This window comes from Burkholderia sp. Z1, assembly GCF_014893795.1.
GTDB classification, from domain to species: domain Bacteria; phylum Pseudomonadota; class Gammaproteobacteria; order Burkholderiales; family Burkholderiaceae; genus Burkholderia; species Burkholderia theae.
The window spans coordinates 2,432,115-2,451,386 of sequence record NZ_JACFYL010000001.1 but is presented as its reverse complement, the minus strand read 5'-3'; the positions used below and the strand labels follow the sequence as shown (position 1 = coordinate 2,451,386).

Annotated in this window: 17 protein-coding genes and 7 tRNA genes; 16 read left to right on the top strand and 8 right to left on the bottom strand. The window is 66.5% G+C overall.

Annotated elements, in window-relative coordinates:
- Nucleotides 1-264 precede the first annotated feature (264 nt).
- The 9 genes from gltX (at nt 265) to H3H55_RS11300 (ending at nt 3,685) form a co-directional block, all read left to right on the top strand.
- Nucleotides 265-1,674, top strand: coding sequence for a glutamate--tRNA ligase (gene gltX, locus H3H55_RS11340; RefSeq protein ID WP_193098652.1), 1,410 nt, complete (start codon nt 265-267; stop codon nt 1,672-1,674).
- A gap of 127 nt (nt 1,675-1,801) precedes the next feature.
- Nucleotides 1,802-1,877 (top strand) — tRNA-Ala (locus H3H55_RS11335).
- Nucleotides 1,878-2,017: 140 nt separating this feature from the next.
- Nucleotides 2,018-2,093, top strand: a tRNA-Glu gene (locus tag H3H55_RS11330).
- A gap of 78 nt (nt 2,094-2,171) precedes the next feature.
- A tRNA-Asp gene (locus tag H3H55_RS11325) sits at nt 2,172-2,248 on the top strand.
- A gap of 63 nt (nt 2,249-2,311) precedes the next feature.
- Nucleotides 2,312-2,387 (top strand) — tRNA-Glu (locus H3H55_RS11320).
- Between the two features lie 79 nt (nt 2,388-2,466).
- A tRNA-Asp gene (locus tag H3H55_RS11315) sits at nt 2,467-2,543 on the top strand.
- Between the two features lie 65 nt (nt 2,544-2,608).
- Nucleotides 2,609-2,684, top strand: a tRNA-Glu gene (locus tag H3H55_RS11310).
- A gap of 73 nt (nt 2,685-2,757) precedes the next feature.
- Nucleotides 2,758-2,834: transfer RNA gene (locus tag H3H55_RS11305), tRNA-Asp, on the top strand.
- 386 nt (nt 2,835-3,220) lie between these two features.
- On the top strand, nt 3,221-3,685 hold the full coding sequence (locus tag H3H55_RS11300) for a GNAT family N-acetyltransferase (RefSeq protein WP_048248684.1): 465 nt from the start codon (nt 3,221-3,223) through the stop codon (nt 3,683-3,685).
- Between the two features lie 27 nt (nt 3,686-3,712).
- Here the strand turns inward: H3H55_RS11300 and H3H55_RS11295 are convergent, their stop codons facing one another.
- Nucleotides 3,713-4,591 carry an AraC family transcriptional regulator gene (locus H3H55_RS11295; RefSeq protein WP_193098651.1) on the bottom strand — a complete coding sequence of 293 codons (879 nt, stop codon included), beginning with the start codon at nt 4,589-4,591 and terminating at the stop codon, nt 3,713-3,715.
- A gap of 257 nt (nt 4,592-4,848) precedes the next feature.
- Here H3H55_RS11295 and H3H55_RS11290 point away from each other — a divergent pair, with 257 nt between their 5' ends.
- A complete protein-coding gene (locus H3H55_RS11290; RefSeq protein WP_193098650.1) occupies nt 4,849-5,262 on the top strand; it encodes a gamma-glutamylcyclotransferase in 414 nt (137 codons plus the stop codon).
- Nucleotides 5,263-5,387: 125 nt separating this feature from the next.
- Here the strand turns inward: H3H55_RS11290 and aceB are convergent, their stop codons facing one another.
- Both aceB and H3H55_RS11280 read right to left on the bottom strand, forming a co-directional pair.
- On the bottom strand, nt 5,388-6,980 hold the full coding sequence (gene aceB / locus H3H55_RS11285; RefSeq protein WP_193098649.1) for a malate synthase A: 1,593 nt from the start codon (nt 6,978-6,980) through the stop codon (nt 5,388-5,390).
- A gap of 67 nt (nt 6,981-7,047) precedes the next feature.
- On the bottom strand, nt 7,048-7,809 hold the full coding sequence (locus tag H3H55_RS11280) for a haloacid dehalogenase type II (protein WP_129512454.1): 762 nt from the start codon (nt 7,807-7,809) through the stop codon (nt 7,048-7,050).
- Between the two features lie 153 nt (nt 7,810-7,962).
- Between H3H55_RS11280 and H3H55_RS11275 the strand changes: the two genes are divergently transcribed.
- Both H3H55_RS11275 and H3H55_RS11270 read left to right on the top strand, forming a co-directional pair.
- A complete protein-coding gene (locus H3H55_RS11275) occupies nt 7,963-8,868 on the top strand; it encodes a LysR family transcriptional regulator (RefSeq protein WP_193098648.1) in 906 nt (301 codons plus the stop codon).
- Nucleotides 8,869-9,027: 159 nt separating this feature from the next.
- Complete coding sequence (locus H3H55_RS11270; RefSeq protein WP_193099481.1) at nt 9,028-9,462, top strand: universal stress protein; 435 nt, start codon at nt 9,028-9,030, stop codon at nt 9,460-9,462.
- Nucleotides 9,463-9,673: 211 nt separating this feature from the next.
- Here the strand turns inward: H3H55_RS11270 and aceA are convergent, their stop codons facing one another.
- The 3 genes from aceA to H3H55_RS11255 all read right to left on the bottom strand — a co-directional run bounded on the left by aceA (nt 9,674) and on the right by H3H55_RS11255 (nt 13,563).
- Nucleotides 9,674-10,981: an isocitrate lyase gene (gene aceA, locus H3H55_RS11265; protein ID WP_193098647.1), complete on the bottom strand. Its 1,308-nt coding sequence runs from the start codon at nt 10,979-10,981 to the stop codon at nt 9,674-9,676.
- A 410-nt stretch (nt 10,982-11,391) separates the two neighbouring features.
- Complete coding sequence (locus H3H55_RS11260) at nt 11,392-12,933, bottom strand: DEAD/DEAH box helicase (protein ID WP_193098646.1); 1,542 nt, start codon at nt 12,931-12,933, stop codon at nt 11,392-11,394.
- Nucleotides 12,934-13,293: 360 nt separating this feature from the next.
- Entirely contained in the window at nt 13,294-13,563 is a 270-nt protein-coding gene (locus H3H55_RS11255) for an acyl-CoA-binding protein (RefSeq protein ID WP_193098645.1), read from the bottom strand.
- 147 nt (nt 13,564-13,710) lie between these two features.
- Between H3H55_RS11255 and tsaB the strand changes: the two genes are divergently transcribed.
- Genes tsaB through H3H55_RS11235 form a run of 4 tightly spaced genes read left to right on the top strand, consistent with a single transcriptional unit; the run spans nt 13,711 to nt 16,937 of the window.
- Nucleotides 13,711-14,478 carry a tRNA (adenosine(37)-N6)-threonylcarbamoyltransferase complex dimerization subunit type 1 TsaB gene (gene tsaB / locus H3H55_RS11250; RefSeq protein ID WP_193098644.1) on the top strand — a complete coding sequence of 256 codons (768 nt, stop codon included), beginning with the start codon at nt 13,711-13,713 and terminating at the stop codon, nt 14,476-14,478.
- Complete coding sequence (rimI, locus tag H3H55_RS11245) at nt 14,475-14,975, top strand: ribosomal protein S18-alanine N-acetyltransferase (protein WP_193098643.1); 501 nt, start codon at nt 14,475-14,477, stop codon at nt 14,973-14,975. The genes tsaB and rimI overlap by 4 nt, the downstream gene beginning before the upstream one ends.
- Nucleotides 14,962-15,975: a uracil-DNA glycosylase gene (locus H3H55_RS11240; RefSeq protein ID WP_193098642.1), complete on the top strand. Its 1,014-nt coding sequence runs from the start codon at nt 14,962-14,964 to the stop codon at nt 15,973-15,975. Before rimI ends, H3H55_RS11240 begins: the two co-directional genes overlap by 14 nt.
- The gene (locus H3H55_RS11235; protein ID WP_193098641.1) at nt 15,972-16,937 is read left to right on the top strand and encodes a DUF1853 family protein; all 966 of its coding nucleotides are present in this window, start codon (nt 15,972-15,974) and stop codon (nt 16,935-16,937) included. Before H3H55_RS11240 ends, H3H55_RS11235 begins: the two co-directional genes overlap by 4 nt.
- A gap of 18 nt (nt 16,938-16,955) precedes the next feature.
- Here H3H55_RS11235 and thiD read toward each other — a convergent pair whose 3' ends face one another.
- Nucleotides 16,956-17,765, bottom strand: coding sequence for a bifunctional hydroxymethylpyrimidine kinase/phosphomethylpyrimidine kinase (thiD, locus tag H3H55_RS11230; protein WP_193098640.1), 810 nt, complete (start codon nt 17,763-17,765; stop codon nt 16,956-16,958).
- A 58-nt stretch (nt 17,766-17,823) separates the two neighbouring features.
- Nucleotides 17,824-19,131, bottom strand: a complete 1,308-nt coding sequence (gene lplT / locus H3H55_RS11225) for a lysophospholipid transporter LplT (RefSeq protein WP_048248660.1) — start codon at nt 19,129-19,131, stop codon at nt 17,824-17,826.
- Between the last annotated feature and the right edge of the window lie 141 nt (nt 19,132-19,272).

Sequence of the window (19,272 nt, the reverse complement as noted above, 5' to 3'; positions counted from 1 at the left end):
AGCTTGGCGGCGGGTTACACGGCCCGCGGCGGCGATAGGTTCAGCGCAGCCGCGCGACGGGTTCCGTGCGGCCGGCGCCGCGCCGGCTGGCGGCCGCGGCGCGCACATCATAAAGCAAGCGGTGCGCTTGGCGCGATGTCCGGCGCGAGTATAATTCCGGCTTCTTTTCCGTTCCGGGTGTCGCCGGCCCCGTTGCTGTCCGGGCTGCCGCCGTCGATCCCGCGTCGAATCATTCATGCGCCCCAGGCGTTCGAGTTACCGTTTATGACCCGTCCTGTCCGTACCCGCTTCGCGCCGAGTCCCACCGGCTTCATCCACCTCGGCAACATCCGCTCCGCGCTTTATCCGTGGGCGTTCGCCCGCAAGATGAAGGGCACGTTCGTGCTGCGCATCGAGGATACCGACGTCGAGCGCTCGTCGCAGGAGGCGGTCGACGCGATCCTCGAGGGGATGCAATGGCTCGGCCTGGATTTCGATGAAGGCCCGATCTACCAGATGCAGCGGATGGACCGCTATCGCGAGGTGCTCGCGCAGATGCTCGAGAAGGGTCTCGCGTACCCGTGCTACATGTCGGCCGAGGAACTCGACGCGCTGCGCGAACGCCAGCGCGAGGCGGGCCTGAAGCCGCGCTACGACGGCACGTGGCGTCCGGAGCCCGGCAAGGTGTTGCCGGAGCCGCCGGCTGGCGTGAAGCCCGTGCTGCGCTTCCGCAATCCGCTGACGGGTACGGTCGTGTGGGAGGACGCCGTGAAGGGGCGTGTCGAGATCTCGAACGAAGAGCTCGACGACCTCGTGATCGCGCGCCCGGACGGCACGCCGATCTACAACTTCTGCGTGGTGGTGGACGACATGGACATGGGCATCACGCACGTGATCCGTGGCGACGACCACGTGAACAACACGCCGCGCCAGATCAACATCCTGAATGCGCTCGGTGGTGAGGCGCCCGTCTACGCGCACCTGCCGACCGTGCTGAACGAGCAGGGCGAGAAGATGAGCAAGCGGCATGGCGCGATGAGCGTGATGGCGTATCGCGACGCGGGTTTCCTGCCGGAAGCCGTCGTCAACTATCTCGCGCGCCTCGGCTGGTCGCACGGCGACGCCGAGATCTTCTCGCGCGAACAGTTCGTCGAATGGTTCGACCTCGAGCATCTCGGCAAGTCGCCCGCGCAGTACGACCACAGCAAGCTGAGCTGGCTGAACGCCCACTACATCAAGGAAGCCGACAACGCACGCCTTGCGGCGCTGGCGAAGCCGTTCCTCGACGCGCTCGGCATCGACGACGCGGCGCTCGCGACGGGCCCCGCGCTCGACGCGGTGGTCGGCCTGATGAAGGACCGCGCGACGACGGTCAAGGAGATCGCCGAAGGCGCCGCGATGTTCTACCGTGTGCCGGCACCGGAAGCCGACGCGCTTGCACAGCACGTGACCGATGCGGTGCGACCGGCACTGGCCGATCTCGTCGTCGCGCTGAAGGCGGCCGACTGGACGAAGGAGGCCGTGTCCGCTGCGCTGAAGGCGACCCTCGGCACGCACAAGCTGAAGATGCCGCAGCTCGCGATGCCGGTGCGCCTGCTGGTGGCGGGCACGACGCATACGCCGTCGATCGACGCGGTGCTCGTGCTGTTCGGTCGCGACGTCGTGGTGTCGCGCATCGAGGCTGCGCTGGCCTGAGGTTCGTATGCGAATGAAGCTGTCCGTACGTGACAGTGCGGCAGCTTCGCAAAAATTTCGCTCGAATCGCAAAAAGGGTATTTACAAGTTCAAAAACGGTCCATATAATCTCATTTCTGTTCTGCAAGGGGGTATAGCTCAGCTGGGAGAGCGCTTGCATGGCATGCAAGAGGTCAGCGGTTCGATCCCGCTTACCTCCACCAACAGAACAAATTGGATTGATTTGCGAAGCAGCAGCGGTAGTAATAAATGCTTCACAGAACGATCTAAAGCAGTTAGAATTTCGGCCTTCGCTGTTGATGAGAAGTGAATAGCGAAAGTCAGACAGATCTGAAAAGATTATGTCCCCTTCGTCTAGAGGCCTAGGACATCACCCTTTCACGGTGAGTACAGGGGTTCGAATCCCCTAGGGGACGCCAGATTCAGCGGCGTTTCATGGAAGTGTCGCGAGGCTTGCAGGAACGTAACCGACGTCCTGCGGGTTGGGTAAGGAAGTTGGAGCGGTAGTTCAGTCGGTTAGAATACCGGCCTGTCACGCCGGGGGTCGCGGGTTCGAGTCCCGTCCGCTCCGCCAGAACGAAGCCCGTTCAAGACGTTTTTGAGCGGGCTTTTGTATTAAAGATGTAAGCAGTACGCTGTCCCCTTCGTCTAGAGGCCTAGGACATCACCCTTTCACGGTGAGTACAGGGGTTCGAATCCCCTAGGGGACGCCAGATTCAGCGGCGTTTCGTAGAAGTGTCGCAACGCGTGCAGGAACGTGACGATGTCCTGCAGGCGGTGGTGCAGAAAGCTGGAGCGGTAGTTCAGTTGGTTAGAATACCGGCCTGTCACGCCGGGGGTCGCGGGTTCGAGCCCCGTCCGCTCCGCCAGAACGAAGCCCGTTCAAAAAACGTTTTTGAACGGGCTTTTTCATTAAAGATGTAAGCAGTACGTTGTCCCCTTCGTCTAGAGGCCTAGGACATCACCCTTTCACGGTGAGTACAGGGGTTCGAATCCCCTAGGGGACGCCAGATTTCGGCGTCGTTCGAACAAACGATGCGCCGGCAGGAAGTAACCGACGCCTGCCAGGCAAGTAGCAAGACTGGAGCGGTAGTTCAGTCGGTTAGAATACCGGCCTGTCACGCCGGGGGTCGCGGGTTCGAGTCCCGTCCGCTCCGCCAAAAAAATGAAGAAGCCCGCCTTGTGCGGGCTTTTTCATTTGCGTCACCTGTTGCGCCCGCTGGCGGGCGCGTGACTGCGGAGCGGAGGAAGCCGCCTGCGCGGCTTCCGGCGGGACTCGAAGGGATGCGCGTGCACGCGCATCCGCGGCCTGCAGGATGTAGGCGAGTCCCGTCCGCTCCGCCAGAAAATGAAGAAGCCCGCCTTGTGCGGGCTTTTTCATTTGCGTCTCCTGTTGCGCCCGCTGGCGGGCGCGTGACTGCGGAGTGGAGGAAGCCGCCTGCGCGGCTTCCGGGTATCAGGCACCGAGCCGCTCCGAGAAATTCACGATTGCATCCGCACGCGACTGCGCTATATCGTGGCGGGATGCGTTCCTGATCCCTGCGCGATGCTCGATCCGACTGACCTGCGACTCCTGTATCAGCTCCGACCTGCGGAGCCCGGCGATTTCCCGTTCGCCGAAGCGCTGACGCACGGCAACATGGGCGGCTACTACAAGCGCCATGGGCTCGTGTGGCGCAGCGACCTGTTCTATGCGAGCTGGCGCGAATCCGAGAACTTCATCCTCGAGGCCGACGGCGAGCGCATCGGCGTGCTGCGGGTGACCGAAGAGGGCGACTCGCTGCATATCCGCGACGTGCAGATCGCGGCCGGCCATCGCGGGCAGGGCGCCGGCACCTACATGCTCGACATGTCGCACCGCTGGGCGCGTGCGCGCGGGCTGCAGGAACTCCAGTTGCGCGTGTTCGTCGACAATCCCGCCGCGCGTCTCTACTTGCGCATGGGGTATCAGGTCGCCGGGTCGCGGCTTGCGCAACTCGGATCGATTCGCCACATGGTGCGGCCGGTCTGAACGGCTGACGCGTCCGGAACGCGACGGTCAGCCGATCGCGTCAATCGCATCGTCGTCCGGTGTGTCGTCGTCCGCGATGCTGCCTTCCGCGCCGCGGTGCTCGTAGCCGCGCAGCATGAACGCGCGCGGGCTTTCGCCGAATGCGCGGCGGAACATTGCCGAGAACGCGCTCTGGCTCTGGTAGCCGAGTTCGCGCGCGATATGCGAAAGCGGGCGGCCCTGGTTCAGCAGCGGGATCGCGCGCGCAAGCAATGCCTGCTGGCGCCACTGCGAAAAGCTCACGCCCAGTTCCTGCTTGAAGAGCCGCGAAATCGTGCGCGTGCTTGCGCCGACCTCGCTCGCCCAGTGTTCGAGCGACTCCGCATGCGCCGGGTGCGCGAGTACGGATTCGCACAGCATGCGCAGCCGCTTCTCGTCGGGCATCGGCACCGCGAGCGGCAACGGTTCGGCGTGACTCAGCTCGTCGAGCACGAGCCCGCACAGCAGGCGTTCGCGCGCGGCGCTCAGGTTGCGTGCGTCGAGCGCGACGATCAATTCGCGCAGCAATCCCGTCACTTCGACGACCCGGCACGCGTCGAGCCCGCCCGGTACGATCGACTCGTCGATATACAGCGTGCGCAGATACGCCTCTTCGACGATCACGACCTCGTGCGTGACGTGCGGCGGCACCCAGATCGCGCGGGACGGCGGCACCATCCAGGTCGTGCCGGTCGTCGCGACGCGCAGCACGCCGCGCGACGCGTACGCGAGCTGCGCCCACGCATGCGTGTGCAGCGGGATGCGGCGGCCGGCATCGACCTGCCGGGCGCGCACGCGCATCGGATGGACGGCGGTCGGCGCGAATTCGGGCGGGATGTCGATGACGTCGTATGGTTTCGATACGTCGGCTGGGACGGGCGGATTCATGGACGGTTCGGGCAGCGCGGCGGCGATGCCGTTATTTTAGAAGGTGCCGCGCGCGCGCATGCGGCGGTTTTTCGGCCGATCATGCCGTGTTCAAATGAACTTTGTATGGAGCCTGGCGAATCCGCGGCGGCGGCCGTGGCCGTGCGCACGTGCGGGTTCGAACCATCGGGCCGATGCGATGGTCTATCCATGCTTGGGCGATTTCGCACGAATCGCGCGCGAACACGGCAACATACGAATCGAAGAGGAGAACCACGATGCGCTACGTATTCGTCTACGGCACCTTGAGAACCGGAGAGGCCAACGACATCGGTCATGCGGCCGCCAGGCACGGGATTGCCGCGCCGACGCTGCTCGGCGCGGTCGCGCTGCCGGGCGAACTGTACGATTTCGGCACGTATCCGGGGATGATCGCCGGGCCGGCCGGCAAGTCGCTGGTCTGGGGCGACGTCTACGAGGTCGACGAGCAGCTCGTCCCCGTGCTCGACGAGATTGAGCGCGTCTATCCGGGTGTCGACTCGCTGTTCAAGCCGGAACACGTGACCGTCGAGCTCGGCGGCCGGCAGTACGCCTGCCTGTATTATCCGATCGCCGCGCACGCGGTCGCCGGGCGTCCGCGCATTGCGTCGGGCGACTGGGTACAGCACCGGCGCGAGCGGGAAGCCGCCTGATCGACCGCGCGGCAGACGCTCGCACCGCAAAGAAAAAGCGCCCCGCGGGGCGCTTTTTTCATGCCGTCATCGCGTGCGACCGGCGGCGGCGCGTGGCCGGTCGCCGATCGCAGCGGGCAGCTTCGTCAGATTTCCTCGTACAGCGGCAGCGTCAGGAATTCGGTGAAGCCTTCCGACGTCGACATCTGTTCGAAGATCGCCGCGGCCTGCTCGTACGGCTGCGTGTTGCCGCCGACCGAACGCTTCACGTTGTCGAGTTCGGCCTTTGCGTATTCGCGCACGAGTTCGGCCGTAACCTTGCGGCCGTCGTCGAGCACGCCCTTCGGCGAGCGGATCCACTGCCACACCTGCGAACGGGAAATCTCGGCCGTGGCCGCGTCTTCCATCAGGTTGTGGATCGGCACGCAGCCGTTGCCGTCGAGCCATGCGCCGAGATAGTGGATACCGACGTTGATGTTGTTGCGCAGGCCGGCCTCGGTGATCGGCGCTTCAGGCTGGAAGTCGAGCAGGTTCTTGCCCTCGACCTGCACGTCGTCGCGTTGCTTCGCGATCTGGTTCGGCTTGTCGCCGAGCACCTTGACGAACTCTTCCATCGCGATCGGCACGAGGCCCGGGTGCGCAACCCAGCCGCCGTCGTAACCGTCGGTCGCGTCGCGCTGCTTGTCCGAGCGCACTCCGCCCATCGCCTTGTCGTTCGCTTCCGGATCGTTCTTGATCGGGATCAGCGCGCTCATCCCGCCGATCGCCGGCGCGTTGCGCTTGTGGCAGGTCTTCAGCAGCAGCAGCGCGTATGCGCGCATGAACGGCACCGTCATCGTGATCTTCGAACGCTCGGCGAGGCAGAAATCGCGGTCATTCTTGAACTTCTTGATCGCCGAGAAGATGTAGTCCCAGCGGCCGGCGTTCAGGCCCGAGCTGTGCTCGCGCAGTTCATACAGGATTTCGTCCATCTCGAACGCGGCGAGGATCGTCTCGATCAGCACCGTCGCGCGGATCGTGCCGCGCGGCACGCCGACCGCTTCCTGCGCGGCGACGAAGATGTCGTTCCACAGGCGCGCCTCGAGATGGCTTTCCATCTTCGGCAGGTAGAAGTACGGGCCCGAGCCGCGAGCGATCAGCTCCTTCGCGTTGTGGAACAGGAACAATGCGAAATCGAGGATGCCGCCGGACACGCGCTGGCCGTCGACCGTCACGTGCTTCTCGTCGAGGTGCCAGCCGCGCGGACGCACGATCAGCGTCGCGACCTTGTCGTTCAGCTGGTACGACTTGCCATTCTGCTCGAGCGAAATCGTGCGGCGCACCGCGTCCTTCAGGTTGATCTGGCCGTCGATCTGGTTCGTCCAGCTCGGCGCGTTCGAATCCTCGAAGTCCGTCATGTACGAATCGGCGCCCGAGTTCAGCGCGTTGATGATCATCTTGCGCTCGACGGGGCCCGTGATCTCGACTCGGCGGCATTGCAGGTCGGCCGGCAGCGGCGCGACCTTCCAGTCGCCTTCGCGGATCGCCTGGGTGTCCGCCAGGAAGTCGGGGCGCTCGCCCGCGTCGAGGCGTTTGGTGCGCTCGACACGCGCCTGCAGCAGCGCCTGGCGGCGCGGTTCGAACGTGCGGTGCAGCGCTGCGACGAGTTCGAGTGCGTCGGGCGTCAGGATCGCTTCGTAACCCGGCTTGATTTCGCCGGTGATCGCCATGCCTTGCGGCAGCGTGATCGGGGTGCTCATGAGTCTCATCTCCTTGGTCGGTCAGTTGCGGTTTCGGTGAAGGGGGAAGGCGGCAGCATGGCGAACGTCATGCACCCGGGCCGGGGCGCGTGCGGTTTGCGGGTCTGCCGGACGGAGCCGGGGTGGCGAGGAATGCGAGCAGGTCGGCCATGCCGGTGCCCGTACCGTCGGGCGGCACGCCGAGTTCCTCGGCGGGCGCGCCTGTGCGGTTGAGCCAGAACGTCGTGTAGCCGAACCACGCGGCACCGGCGACGTCCCAGGCGTTCGACGACACGAACACGATGTTGCGCGGGTTCGGCCCGAACGCGGCGGTACCGAGCGCGTAGGCGGCCGGACTCGGCTTGTACGCGCGCACGGTGTCGGCCGACAGCACGCGATCGAACAATCCGGACATGCCGGCGCTCTTGATCGCGATGTCGAGCATCTGCGGGGTGCCGTTCGACAGGATCGCGAGCGGCGGGCGCGGTTCGAGCGCGCGCAGCTTGCGCAGCGCGGGCACCGTGTCGGGATAGGTGGACAGGCAGGCGTATTCGTCCATCAGCCGCTTCTCGGCCGCGCTGTTCAGCGCGAGCCCGAGCCGGCGCGCGGCGAACCGCAGCGCGTCGAGCGTGATGTCCCGGAACGGGCGATAGCGGGCGCCGGCCGGATCGGCGAGCGTGCGCAGCTGCGAGTATTCGATTTGCTTGCGTCGCCACAGCTGCGACAACCGTTCCCCGTGACCGGGAAACATCTGTTCTGCCGCGGGCACGACCGCGCGCACGTCGAACAACGTGCCGAATGCGTCGAAGAGGATTGCGTCGGGAGAGGAGAGTGTCGTTGTGGCCGACATAGCCTTGCGCTCCAGTTTCAGAGGTCGGACCGATTCTATTCGTGATCGTAGGTGCTAAAAAAGACGCAAATCATCACTTGATCTTTTACTTTCATATACCTAATCTTGAGCGCTTAAGCCATTTGAAGGGCGGCAGCGCCGTCCTTGCGAGTCATGGACCGGTTCAAACAGATAGAAACGTTCGCCGCGGTCGCGGCGAAAGGCAGCCTGTCGGCGGCCGCGCACGCGGAAGGTGTCGCGCCGGCGATCATCGGCCGCCGCCTCGATGCGCTCGAGGAGCGGCTCGGCGTCAAGCTGCTGGTGCGCACGACGCGCAAGCTCACGCTGACGTTCGAGGGTTCGGCGTTCCTCGAGGATTGCCAGCGGATCATCAACGACATGCAGAACGCCGAGGCGAGCGTGTCCGCCGGCGGCGTCAAGGCGAGCGGCCACCTGCGCATTTCCGCGCCGGCAGGTTTCGGCCGGCGGCACGTCGCGCCGCTCGTGCCGGAATTCAGCGTCGAGCATCCGGACGTGTCGGTCACGCTCGACCTGTCCGACCGGATGGTCGATCTCGTCAACGAAGGGTTCGATTGCGCGGTGCGGCTCGGCGAGCTGCCCGACTCGTCGCTCGTGTCGCTGAAGCTCGGCGAGAACCGCCGCGTGTGCGTCGCGTCGCCCGCGTATCTGGCGCGGCGCGGCACGCCGGCCACGCTCGCGGAACTGGCGCGGCACAACTGCCTCGCGCTCGCGGCGAACGCGAACCAGCAACGCGGCTGGGCGTTCCAGGAGGACGACAAGGTCGTGTCGATCCGCGTGAACGGCACGATGGAATGCTCGGACGGCGCGGTGCTGCACGAGTGGTGCCTCGCCGGTCACGGCCTGGCGTGGCGTTCGTGGTGGGAAGTCGGCGACGACATCGCGGCCGGCCGGCTCGTCAGCGTGCTCGACGCGTACGCCGCGCCGCCGATCGGCATCCACGCGGTGTTTCCGCAGCGCCGGCACCTGCCGCTGCGCGTGCGCCTGTTTCTCGATTACTTGAAGCACACGTACGAACGGCCCGGTTATTGGGGCGAGTAGGCCGCGCGTGCCCGCGCGTTTCCGATATGAGGGCGAACCCGCTTCGGGCGCCGGATGCGCGGTTTCGCACACTACAATCGTTACAGGCATGCCAGATGCGTCGCGGCCGGCTCGGATGGGCTCGCGGCGCGCGGCGTGCGACTGACGAAGGAGGGCGCGATGTTCCGGCACATCCTCGTTCCAACCGACGGTTCCGACCTGTCGCAGAAGGCGATCGACGGCGCGATCGACCTGGCGCGCGTGGTCAGCGCTCGCGTGACGGCCTACGCGTGCCTGCCGCAATATCCGTACTCGCCGTTTTCCGAAGTGATCATCGAGCCGCCTGCCGATTTCCGGGCGCGCAGCGAGCGCGAGGCGCGCGCGCACCTCGACGAGGTCGAAGCGGCCGCGAAGGCGGCCGGCGTCGCCTGCGACACATGGACGAGCGTGCATCCGTCGCCGTATCTCGGCATCATCGAGGCGGCCGAACGCGGCGGCTGCGACGTGATCTTCATGGCGTCCCACGGACGCCGCGGGCTCGGCAGCCTGCTGATCGGCAGCGAGACGCAGCGTGTGCTGACCCATACGAAAATTCCGGTGATCGTCTATCGGTAGGGCGGTGCCGGCCGTGGCCGCGCGTGTCGCGCCATGGAAAAAGGGCGCGCCGGACAGAGCCGGCGCGCGTCGTTGCTGGCGGCCCGCGGGCCGCGCGGCCGGTCGCGCGATCGGAATCGCGCGCCTGCCGTCTCCTCCCTGATTGTTGTCCTGTTGCCGATGCCGCGCCGTCGCGAGACAGGGCGGGCATCGATGCGACGCGTGACGCGTGTTACGCGACCTTCTTGCCGTCGAAGAACTGCTCGTCTTCGGTCGAGCCGTGCAGCGCGGTCGTCGATGCTTCGCGCTCGACCGTCTGCGTCACCGCGTCGAAGTAGCCGGTGCCGACTTCGCGCTGGTGCTTGACGGCCGTGAAGCCCTTGTCGGCTGCCGCGAACTCGGCCTGCTGCAGTTCGACGAACGCGCTCATCTGCGTGCGGGCATAACCGTGCGCGAGGTTGAACATCGAGTAGTTCAGCGCATGGAAGCCGGCCAGCGTGATGAACTGGAACTTGTAGCCCATCGCGCCGAGTTCCTTCTGGAACTTCGCGATCGTCGCGTCGTCGAGGTTCTTCTTCCAGTTGAACGACGGCGAGCAGTTGTACGACAGCATCTTGCCCGGGAACTGCTTGTGGATCGCTTCCGCGAACTTCTTCGCGTACTCGAGATCCGGCTTGCCCGTTTCGCACCAGACCAGATCGGCATGCGGCGCGTACGCGAGACCGCGCGAGATCGCCTGCTCGAGGCCCGGCTTCGTGCGGAAGAAACCTTCCACCGTGCGCTCGCCCGTCAGGAACGGCTTGTCGTTGTCGTCGACGTCGGACGTGATCAGGTCGGCCGCTTCGGCGTCGGTGCGGGCAACCAGCACGGTCGGCGTGCCCATCACGTCGGCCGCGAGACGTGCCGCCGACAGCTTCGCGACCGCTTCGCGCGTCGGCACGAGCACCTTGCCGCCCATGTGGCCGCACTTCTTCACCGAAGCGAGCTGGTCTTCGAAGTGGACGCCCGATGCGCCTGCCTCGATCATCGCCTTCATCAGTTCGAACGCGTTCAGCACGCCGCCGAAACCGGCTTCCGCATCGGCCACGATCGGCGCGAAGAAGTCGACATAACCTTCGTCGCCCGGGTTCTTGCCTTCCGACCACTGGATCTGGTCGGCGCGCGTCAGCGTGTTGTTGATGCGTTTCACGACGAGCGGCACCGAGTTGGCCGGGTACAGCGACTGGTCCGGGTACATTTCGCCCGCGACGTTCGCGTCGCCGGCCACTTGCCAGCCGGACAGGTAGATGGCCTTCAGGCCGGCCTTCACCTGCTGCATCGCCTGGTTGCCGGTCAGCGCGCCGAGTGCGTTGACGAACGGCTCGCCGTTGATGAGGCTCCACAGCTTTTCCGCGCCGCGCTTGGCCAGCGTGTGCTCGATCGGGATCGAGCCGCGCAGGCGGACCACGTCCTCAGCCGTGTAGCTGCGCTTGATGCCCTTCCAGCGCGGATCGGTTTCCCATTGCGTTTGCAGTTCCTGTGCCTGTTGCTGACGCGACATGATGAGCTCCTTGATGCTGTGTGTTGCCTAATGGGTCGAATCTGACGGCGGTGATGCTGTTCGCGAAGCTCGGAGCGGTGCATTCCGGTTCGTGAAGTCTTGTATAAGAGTCTAGGCAAATCGACAGGAGCGAGACAGGGGCTTTCTCAGGAAGTGCGTAAATTTTTAGTTGTTTTAAATCAATTGCTTGTATTTGCAATTTCGGGATAAGAAACGCATTTTTCCATCCCGCAATCACTCATGTTGTGCCACGCAACATGATTTTTTACGACGCAAAAAAATTTTCCGCATCGTGAAATGCGTGACGGGGCGAAAAAAAACCGGCGCATATGCGCCGGTCGGCTGGATTGGCGGGGCGGCCATCCGTGGGACGGCCATCCGTGGGGCGGCCAAGGGCCGCCCGTGCGTGCTTACGACGCAGAGTTGCTGCGACGCGGGCCGCCACTGCGCTGGCCGTCGCGACGCGGGCCGCCGTCACGGCTGCCACCCGGCTTGCCGCTCCAGCCGCCGCCATTGCCGCCGCCGTAGCTGCGGCCGCTACCGCCATTGCCGCCGCCCGGCTTGCCGCCGAAACGTCGACCACCGCCGTTACCGCCGCCCGGACGGCCGCGGCCACCGGTGCCGCCGTTACGCGGAGGTGCCTTGCGCGGCTCGAAACCTTCGATCACGTTGACCGGCAGCGGTGCACGCACGAAGCGCTCGATGCGCTTGAGCGCGCCTTGCTCGGCGTGGTGCACGAGGCTCACCGCGGTGCCCGAACGGCCCGCGCGGCCCGTACGGCCGATACGGTGCACGTAGTCTTCAGCGAACTTCGGCAGGTCGTAGTTGAACACGTGTGTGATGCCCGGGATGTCGATGCCGCGTGCCGCGACGTCGGTCGCGACCAGCACGCGCACGCGGCGCTCGCGCAGCGCACGGATCGTGCGGTTACGCGCGCCCTGCGGCAGGTCGCCGTGCAGCGCGGCCGACTCGAAACCAGCGTCGGCGAGACGGCCGGCGAGCTGGTCGGCGTCGATCTTGGTCGCCGTGAAGATGATCGCCTGGTCGAGCGCGTCGTCGCGCAGCAGGTGATCGAGCAGGCGATCCTTGTGATCGCGGTCGTCGACGTAGTGCACCGTCTGCGCGATGTTCGCGCGCGATTCGAGGCGTTGCTGGATCTCGATGCGCTCCGGGTCCTTCAGCAGGCGGCTCGTCAGCGAACCGATCTTGCCGTCGAGCGTGGCCGAGAACAGCATCGTCTGGCGCGACGCGGGCGTGGCGGCGACGATCGTTTCGATATCGTCGATGAAGCCCATGTCGAGCATGCGGTCGGCTTCGTCGAGCACCAGCATCTTCAGTTCGGACAGGTCGATACGGCCGCGCTCGAGGTGATCGAGCAGACGGCCCGGCGTGGCGACCAGGATTTCGGGGTTCTTCGCGAGCAGCATCAGCTGCTGGCCGTAGGCGACGCCGCCGAGGATGCTGACCGTGCGCAGGCGCTTCAGGTGCTTGCCGTAGTTCGATGCGGCCGTGGTGACCTGCATCGCGAGTTCACGGGTCGGCGTCAGCACGAGCAGGCTCGGGCGCGCGACGGGTTGCGGGCGGCGCACACGGCGGTCACCCTGGCTCGGCTCACGCGGCGCGCGCGGTTGCTGCGCCAGCGTTTTCTGGAGCTGCGCGAAACGTTCGATCGCGGGCAGCATGAATGCAGCCGTCTTGCCCGAACCGGTCGGGCTCGACACCAGCAGGTCACGGCCGGCGATGCCGGCCGGAATCGCGCGCTGTTGGACCGGCGTCGGCTTCACATAGCCGGCGGCCTCCAGCGCGGAGACGATCTCCGGCGACAACCCGAGCGACGCGAAGCTCGGCTCGTCCGACGCCGGTTCGACCGCGGCCGGTACGGCGGCGTCGTCGAGACCGAGCGCCTGGTCGGCGATCGCGTTGAGCGGGCTGGAGTTGATGCTCGAAGTCATAACAATCCTTGAAACACAGTGGGTGAAACGTCGGCGCCAATCGCGCATACCCAAGTCGTCGGATTCAGCGAGCAAATCGGGAAACGGGTGCAATCCGCCGAACAGTCGGCGGATGAGGCATTAGAAGCTGTTTTGGGTGCGGCGCGCTTCAGGAGCGGGGCCGCCAGCCTGATAAGTGACGACCGCGAGGGTCGAAGCAGGAGGGGACAGGTTCTAAACCGGATTGGAGCTTAACGCTACGAGGCGTCTGGCCGGAACGGCTTGCGAGCCGAGCGCGGGAGGTGACGCAGGCCGCATTATAAAGAAATTTGCTGCGCTGCGCCACTGATTTGATTGCCTATTGCGGCGGGACCGATTCGGTCAGGATGCGGTGCCGTTCTTCAGCGATTCGACGAGCTCGACATATTGTTGCTTCGCCGCTTCCTGCGACGTGCCTTTCAGCGCGTCCCAGGCGTCGTACTTGTACTTGCCGACGATGTCGGTGAAGCCCGGCTTGTCGCCATGGGCATCGCCGTCGGTCGCCTGCTTGAACAGCGCGTACAGGCGCAGCAGGGTCAGGTTGCCCGGTCGTTCCGTCAGTTGCTTGACGTCGAGCTGGGCCTGGTCGAATTGGGCGGTGAGTTCGCTCATCGGGTGTCTCCGTAAGGGTTTCAGGTCGGGCGATCTTAACAAGCGGACCGCCGCGCGGGGTCGAGCGATCCTTCCAAACCACCGCCGACGCCGCGCGCACGTGCAGATCGGGCCCGATCGCCCGTGGGAGCGGGGCGCCGCATTACAATGTCGGCCATGACGCAAACAGTGCTCCTCGCCATCGATACGTCGACCGAATACTGCTCGGTCGCGCTGCTGCGCTCGGCTCAAGCCGATGACGCCATTTCCACCCCGCAAACCTGGGTCCGCCACGAGCAGACGGGCGCCGTGTCGAGCACGCGCGTGCTGCCGGCGATCCAGGAGCTCTTCGCCGAATCGGGGCTCACGCTCGCCGATTGCGATGCAATCGCGTTCGGCGCGGGCCCCGGCTCGTTCACGGGCCTGCGCACCGCGACGGGCATTACCCAGGGCCTCGCGTTCGGCGGTGGGCTGCCGGTCGTGCCGATCGGCACGCTGCTCGCGTGCGCGGAGCACGCGCGGCTGCGCGCGCCCGGCACGACCCGCGTGCTTGCCGCGCTGGACGCACGGATGGACGAAGCCTACTGGGCGGATTTCGAGTGGGATGACAGCGTCGGCGACTGGCGCACGCTGCATCCGGCCTCGCTCGACGCGCCGGGTGCCGTCGGCGTGCCCGATGCGCCGTTCACGCTCGCGGGCAACGCGGCTGCCGCGTTCGGCACGCAACTGCCGGCCGCGGCACGCGCGGCCGTGATCGACGGCGATGCATTGCCGCATGCGCTGGCGGTCGCGCATGCCGCGCTGCGCGCGTTTCGCGCCGGGCGTGTGGTGCCGGCCGATCAGGCGGCGCCCGAATACGTGCGCGACAAGGTCGCGCAGACGACCGCCGAGCGTGTCGCGGCACGCGCCGCGCAGACGGGCGGAGCGAAGGGATGACGGGCGTACTGCTGAGCGACCGCTATCTGGCGCCGATGACGGACGCCGATCTCGACGAGGTCGTCGAGATCGAACGGGTCGCGTACGAATTCCCGTGGAGCCGCGGCAACTTCGAGGATTCGTTGCGCAACGGCTATCTGGGCGTGTGCCTGCGGCACGTGACCGGCTCGCTCGTCGGTTACTGCGTGCTGATGCCGGTGGTGGACGAGATGCACCTGCTGAACCTGTGCGTCGCGCCGGCCGTGCAGCACGCGGGCGCGGGGCTTGCGCTGCTGCGCGAGGCCGTGCGCATTTCGCGCGCGGAGCGGCTCGACGGCGTGCTGCTCGAGGTGCGGCCGTCCAATACGCGCGCGATCCATCTGTACGAGCGTTTCGGCTTCGTGACGATCGGCCGGCGCAAGAACTACTATCCGGCGAAGCATCGCAGCCGGGAGGACGCGATCGTGATGCGTCTGACGTTGAACAAGGATGAGGGGGACGCGCATGGCGTGGGCTGAAGCGGCACTCGAGGAAATGGGCCTCGCGCAGATCTGGGTGCGGCGCGGGCAGCGCGCGGACGAAGGCGCGGCAGTCGAAGCGCCTGCTGCGGCGCAAACCGGTGCGGCGGACGGCGCTTCCGTGGTTGCCGCCGATCGGCCGGCGCGCGCGGCGCGGACGCCTTCGCAAGACGATGCGCCGCCGTCCGTCGTGCGTGCGGTCGATGCATCGCCGTCGAGCGAGCCCGGCACGCCGGCGCGCCGTGTCGTCGAGGACGATCGGGCACCCGTGCCGGCCGCGTCGGCCGATGCGATGCCGCCGATGGACGACGCGCCGCCTGCCGGCGATGACGATTTCGCGTGGTTCGACGCGGCGCCGCCGGGCGATCCCGTGCCGGCTGCCGAACCGCGCCGCGCCGAAACGCCGGTTGCCGTGCTCGACTGGGACGCGCTGGCCGCGCGCGTGGCCGGCTGTACGCAGTGCCGGTTGTGCGAGAAGCGGACCAACACCGTGTTCGGCGTCGGCGACCGCGAAGCGGACTGGATGCTGATCGGCGAAGCGCCCGGCGAAAACGAGGACAAGCAGGGCGAGCCGTTCGTCGGCCAGGCCGGCAAGCTGCTCGACAACATGCTGCAGTCGCTGTCGCTCCAGCGCGGCGACAACGTGTATATCGCGAACGTGATCAAGTGCCGGCCGCCCGGCAACCGCAATCCGGAACCGGACGAGGTCGCAAGTTGCGAGCCTTATCTGCAGCGCCAGGTCGCGCTCGTGAAGCCGAAGCTGATTGTCGCGCTCGGTCGTTTTGCCGCGCAGACGTTGCTGAAGACGGACGCGAGCATCGCGTCGCTGCGCGGCCGCGTGCATGCGTACGAAGGCGTGCCGGTGATCGTCACCTACCACCCGGCGTACCTGTTGCGCAGCCTGCAGGACAAGTCGAAGGCATGGGCCGACCTGTGCCTCGCGCGCGACACGTTCCAGCGCGCGGCGGGTGCCGACGCGAACGGGCCGGCCGGTCAATGACGGCCGGCGCGGCGTTCGCATTCGTCGATACGCTGCGTGACGCCGCGGTGCGCGATCTGGGTTGGCTGCTCGCGAGCCCGAGCCTGCTTACCGCGGCACCCGGCGCACCGCTCGCGCATCCGTGGCCGGATGCGGCCGGATGGTCGGCCGTTCAAGCGTGGCTCGCCGCGCTCGATGCTCAGCCTGAGCCGCTGCGCCGCGCGCTCGACGGGCTACGGCCCGTACGGCTCGGCCGCTATGCGGAATGCCTGCTTGAGTACTTCCTCACGCACGGACCGTCGCTGCAGCTCGTCGCGGCTAATCTCCCGCTGCGCAGCCATGGCCTGACGCTCGGCGAAGTCGATTTTCTCGTCGATGCGCCGGACGGGCAGCGCCTGCACTGGGAGCTCGCGGTGAAGTGCTATCTGTGCGCACCGGTGCGCGACGGCGCGTCGCTCGCCGACTTCGTCGGGCCCAACCTCGTCGACCGACTCGACCGCAAGCGCAGCCGGCTGCTCGACCACCAGCTGCGGCTCGGCGATCGCGACGGCTTTGCGCTGCTCGGCTACGGTGCGCCGTCCGATGCGCAGATGTTCATCAAGGGCTGGCTGTTCTATCCGCACGGCGTGCCGCTGCCGCCGGTGTCCGCGGAAATCGCGCCGGATCACCCGCGCGGTTTCTGGCTGACGCACGCGCAGTGGCCGACGTGGGCGGCTGCGCAGCGTGCCGGTGTTGCATGGAGCGTATTGCCGCGGCTTGCGTGGCTCGCGCCGCGGCGTGTTGCCGCCGACGCCGGCTTCGAACCCGAACCGCTGGCCGCCGCACTCGAGCTGCCGCCGGTGTTGACGGCGCGTCAGGCGCCCGCACTGATCGGCGTCCATGAAAAGGGCGGCGATGGCACGTGGCGCGAGACGGCGCGCGGCTTCGTCGTGCCCGACGACTGGCCTGCGCATGCGCAGGCGTTCGCGGCGCAGGACAGCTGACGCCGCGTCAGCCGGCGCTTACCACCAGCGATGGAAGTGATGGACGGGACCGACGCCGTGACCGACGTCGAGGTGACCGCTCGCGGCGATCGCGCCGGTCAGGTAGGCCTTCGCTTCGCGCACCGCGCTTTCGAGGTCGGGCTGCTGCGGCAGCAGCGCGGCAATCGCGGACGACAGCGTGCAGCCCGTGCCGTGCGTATTGCTGACCGGCACACGCGGGCCGTCGAGCCGCACGGTGTGCGTGGCATCGACGAGCCAGTCGGGGCTCGCGGCCGCGTCGGGCAGGTGGCCGCCTTTCATCAGCACGGCGCGCGCGCCTGTCTGCAGCAACGCCCGGCCTTGGCGGACCATGTCGTCTTCCGTGGTCGCGGGCGTGTCGCCGAGCAGCGCGGCCGCTTCCGGCAGGTTCGGCGTGACGACGGTCGCCAGCGGCAGCAGCGCGGCGCGCAACGCGTCGACGGCGTCGGGCGCAAGCAGCGCGTGCGAACTCTTCGAGATCATCACCGTGTCGAGCACGACGAAGCGCGGCGCGTAACGCCGCAGCGCGTCGGCCACCGCGTGCACGATCGCCGCGTTGGCAAGCATCCCGATCTTGACCGCGTCGATGCGGATGTCGTCGAATACCGCGTCGAGCTGCGCGGTCACGAACGCGGCGTCCGGCGCGTGCACGCCGGTCACGCCGCGCGTGTTCTGCGCGGTCAGCGCGGTGATCACGCTGGCGCCGTACGCGCCGAGCGCGGAAAACGTCTTCAGGTCGGCCTGGATGCCTGCGCCGCCGCCCGAATCGGAGCCGGCGATCGTCAGGATGTTGGGTATCGGGTGCGTCATGAGGGCAACGCGCCGGTTCGAAGACCGGCGCCGACGGACGGAAACGGGAAGTGTAGCGTCAGTGCCGCGATTCGCCGATCAGCGCGACCGAGTCGAACTGACGCTGGTTCGCCTGGTGGCGGCGCATCACGAGCCACATCGTCAGGCAGACGAACGTGCCGAACAGCACGATCACGACGCCGACCGGTACGTCGAGCCACACGAGCACCGCGTACAGGCACAGCATCACGAGCACCGACAGGTTCTCGTTGAAGTTCTGTACCGCGATCGAGTGGCCGGCCGACAGCAGTACGTGGCCGCGATGCTGCAGCAGCGCGTTCATCGGAACGACGAAGTAGCCGGACAACGCGCCGACGCCGATCAGGAACAGGTACGCGACGATCAGGTACACGGGCATGCGCATGTGGCCGAAGTGCACGGCCCAGTGCGACGGGAACAGGTCGCGCGTGTAGAACGCCATCAGCATTACCGCGATGCCCATGATGATGCCGACGGGCAGCACGGACAGCGACTTCTTCAGCGGGATCCGGGCTGCGGCGGCGATCGCGCCGGCCGCGACGCCGACCGCGACCACGGCCTGCAGGATCGCGCCTTCCGACAGCGACATGCCGAGCGACACCTCGGCCCATTTCAGCACGATGAACTGCAGCGTCGCGCCGGCACCCCAGAACAGCGTGGTGACCGCCAGCGAGATCTGGCCGAGCTTGTCGCGCCACAGCACCATGAAGCAGTCGGCGAAATCCGTGAGGAGCTTGACCGGGCCGCGCTCCTGCTTCGGGTAGCGGGCGCCCGTATCGGGAATGCGCAGGTTGAACAGTGCGGCGATCACGTAGATCGCCATGATGATCGCCATCGCCGCTTCGGCTGGCGTGCTGATCCAGTCGGGGGTGTGCGCGATCACGTGCGACGCGATGTGCGGGCTGATCAGCGCACCGCCGAGCACGGTGCCGAGAATGATCGAGCTGACGGTCGTGCCTTCGATCCAGCCGTTCGCGGCGACCAGCCGGTCGGCCGGCAGCAGCTCGGTGAGAATGCCGTATTTCGCGGGCGAGTAGGCCGCCGCGCCGAATCCGACGATCCCGTATGCGATCAGCGGGTGGGCGCCGAACAGCATGATCATGCAGCCGACCACCTTGATCGAGTTGGTGATGAACATCACGCGCCCCTTCGGGCGCGAATCCGCGAAAGCACCGACATACGCCGCCAACACCACGTACGACAACACGAAGAACAGCTTCAGCAGCGGTGTCATCCAGTTGGGAGCGTGGAGGTCTTTCAGCAGGGCGATGGCGGCGATGAGGAGCGCATTGTCGGCCAGCGACGAGAAAAACTGCGCGGCCATGATGGTGTAAAAACCTTTTTTCATCTGATGCGATGCTTTCGTCGCTGCGGCAGGGCCGCGTAGGCCGCCTGATATGCGATCGGCTTATTCCGTTCGAAATGGGTTGTGCGCACGGCTTTATAACATGAAAATACAGCAATTCGGACTAGCAAGATTCCCCGATCG

Coding starts and splice junctions, on each gene's coding strand:
- H3H55_RS11255 (WP_193098645.1), bottom strand. CDS start 13,563: ATGAGCGAACTCACCGCCCAATTCGACCAGGCCCAGCTCGACGTCAAG.
- gltX (WP_193098652.1), top strand. CDS start 265: ATGACCCGTCCTGTCCGTACCCGCTTCGCGCCGAGTCCCACCGGCTTC.
- H3H55_RS11240 (WP_193098642.1), top strand. CDS start 14,962: ATGGCGTGGGCTGAAGCGGCACTCGAGGAAATGGGCCTCGCGCAGATC.
- H3H55_RS11275 (WP_193098648.1), top strand. CDS start 7,963: ATGGACCGGTTCAAACAGATAGAAACGTTCGCCGCGGTCGCGGCGAAA.
- H3H55_RS11280 (WP_129512454.1), bottom strand. CDS start 7,809: ATGTCGGCCACAACGACACTCTCCTCTCCCGACGCAATCCTCTTCGAC.
- H3H55_RS11300 (WP_048248684.1), top strand. CDS start 3,221: ATGCTCGATCCGACTGACCTGCGACTCCTGTATCAGCTCCGACCTGCG.
- tsaB (WP_193098644.1), top strand. CDS start 13,711: ATGTCGGCCATGACGCAAACAGTGCTCCTCGCCATCGATACGTCGACC.
- thiD (WP_193098640.1), bottom strand. CDS start 17,765: ATGACGCACCCGATACCCAACATCCTGACGATCGCCGGCTCCGATTCG.
- H3H55_RS11270 (WP_193099481.1), top strand. CDS start 9,028: ATGTTCCGGCACATCCTCGTTCCAACCGACGGTTCCGACCTGTCGCAG.
- H3H55_RS11260 (WP_193098646.1), bottom strand. CDS start 12,933: ATGACTTCGAGCATCAACTCCAGCCCGCTCAACGCGATCGCCGACCAG.
- aceA (WP_193098647.1), bottom strand. CDS start 10,981: ATGTCGCGTCAGCAACAGGCACAGGAACTGCAAACGCAATGGGAAACC.
- H3H55_RS11295 (WP_193098651.1), bottom strand. CDS start 4,591: ATGAATCCGCCCGTCCCAGCCGACGTATCGAAACCATACGACGTCATC.
- aceB (WP_193098649.1), bottom strand. CDS start 6,980: ATGAGCACCCCGATCACGCTGCCGCAAGGCATGGCGATCACCGGCGAA.
- H3H55_RS11235 (WP_193098641.1), top strand. CDS start 15,972: ATGACGGCCGGCGCGGCGTTCGCATTCGTCGATACGCTGCGTGACGCC.
- lplT (WP_048248660.1), bottom strand. CDS start 19,131: ATGAAAAAAGGTTTTTACACCATCATGGCCGCGCAGTTTTTCTCGTCG.
- H3H55_RS11290 (WP_193098650.1), top strand. CDS start 4,849: ATGCGCTACGTATTCGTCTACGGCACCTTGAGAACCGGAGAGGCCAAC.
- rimI (WP_193098643.1), top strand. CDS start 14,475: ATGACGGGCGTACTGCTGAGCGACCGCTATCTGGCGCCGATGACGGAC.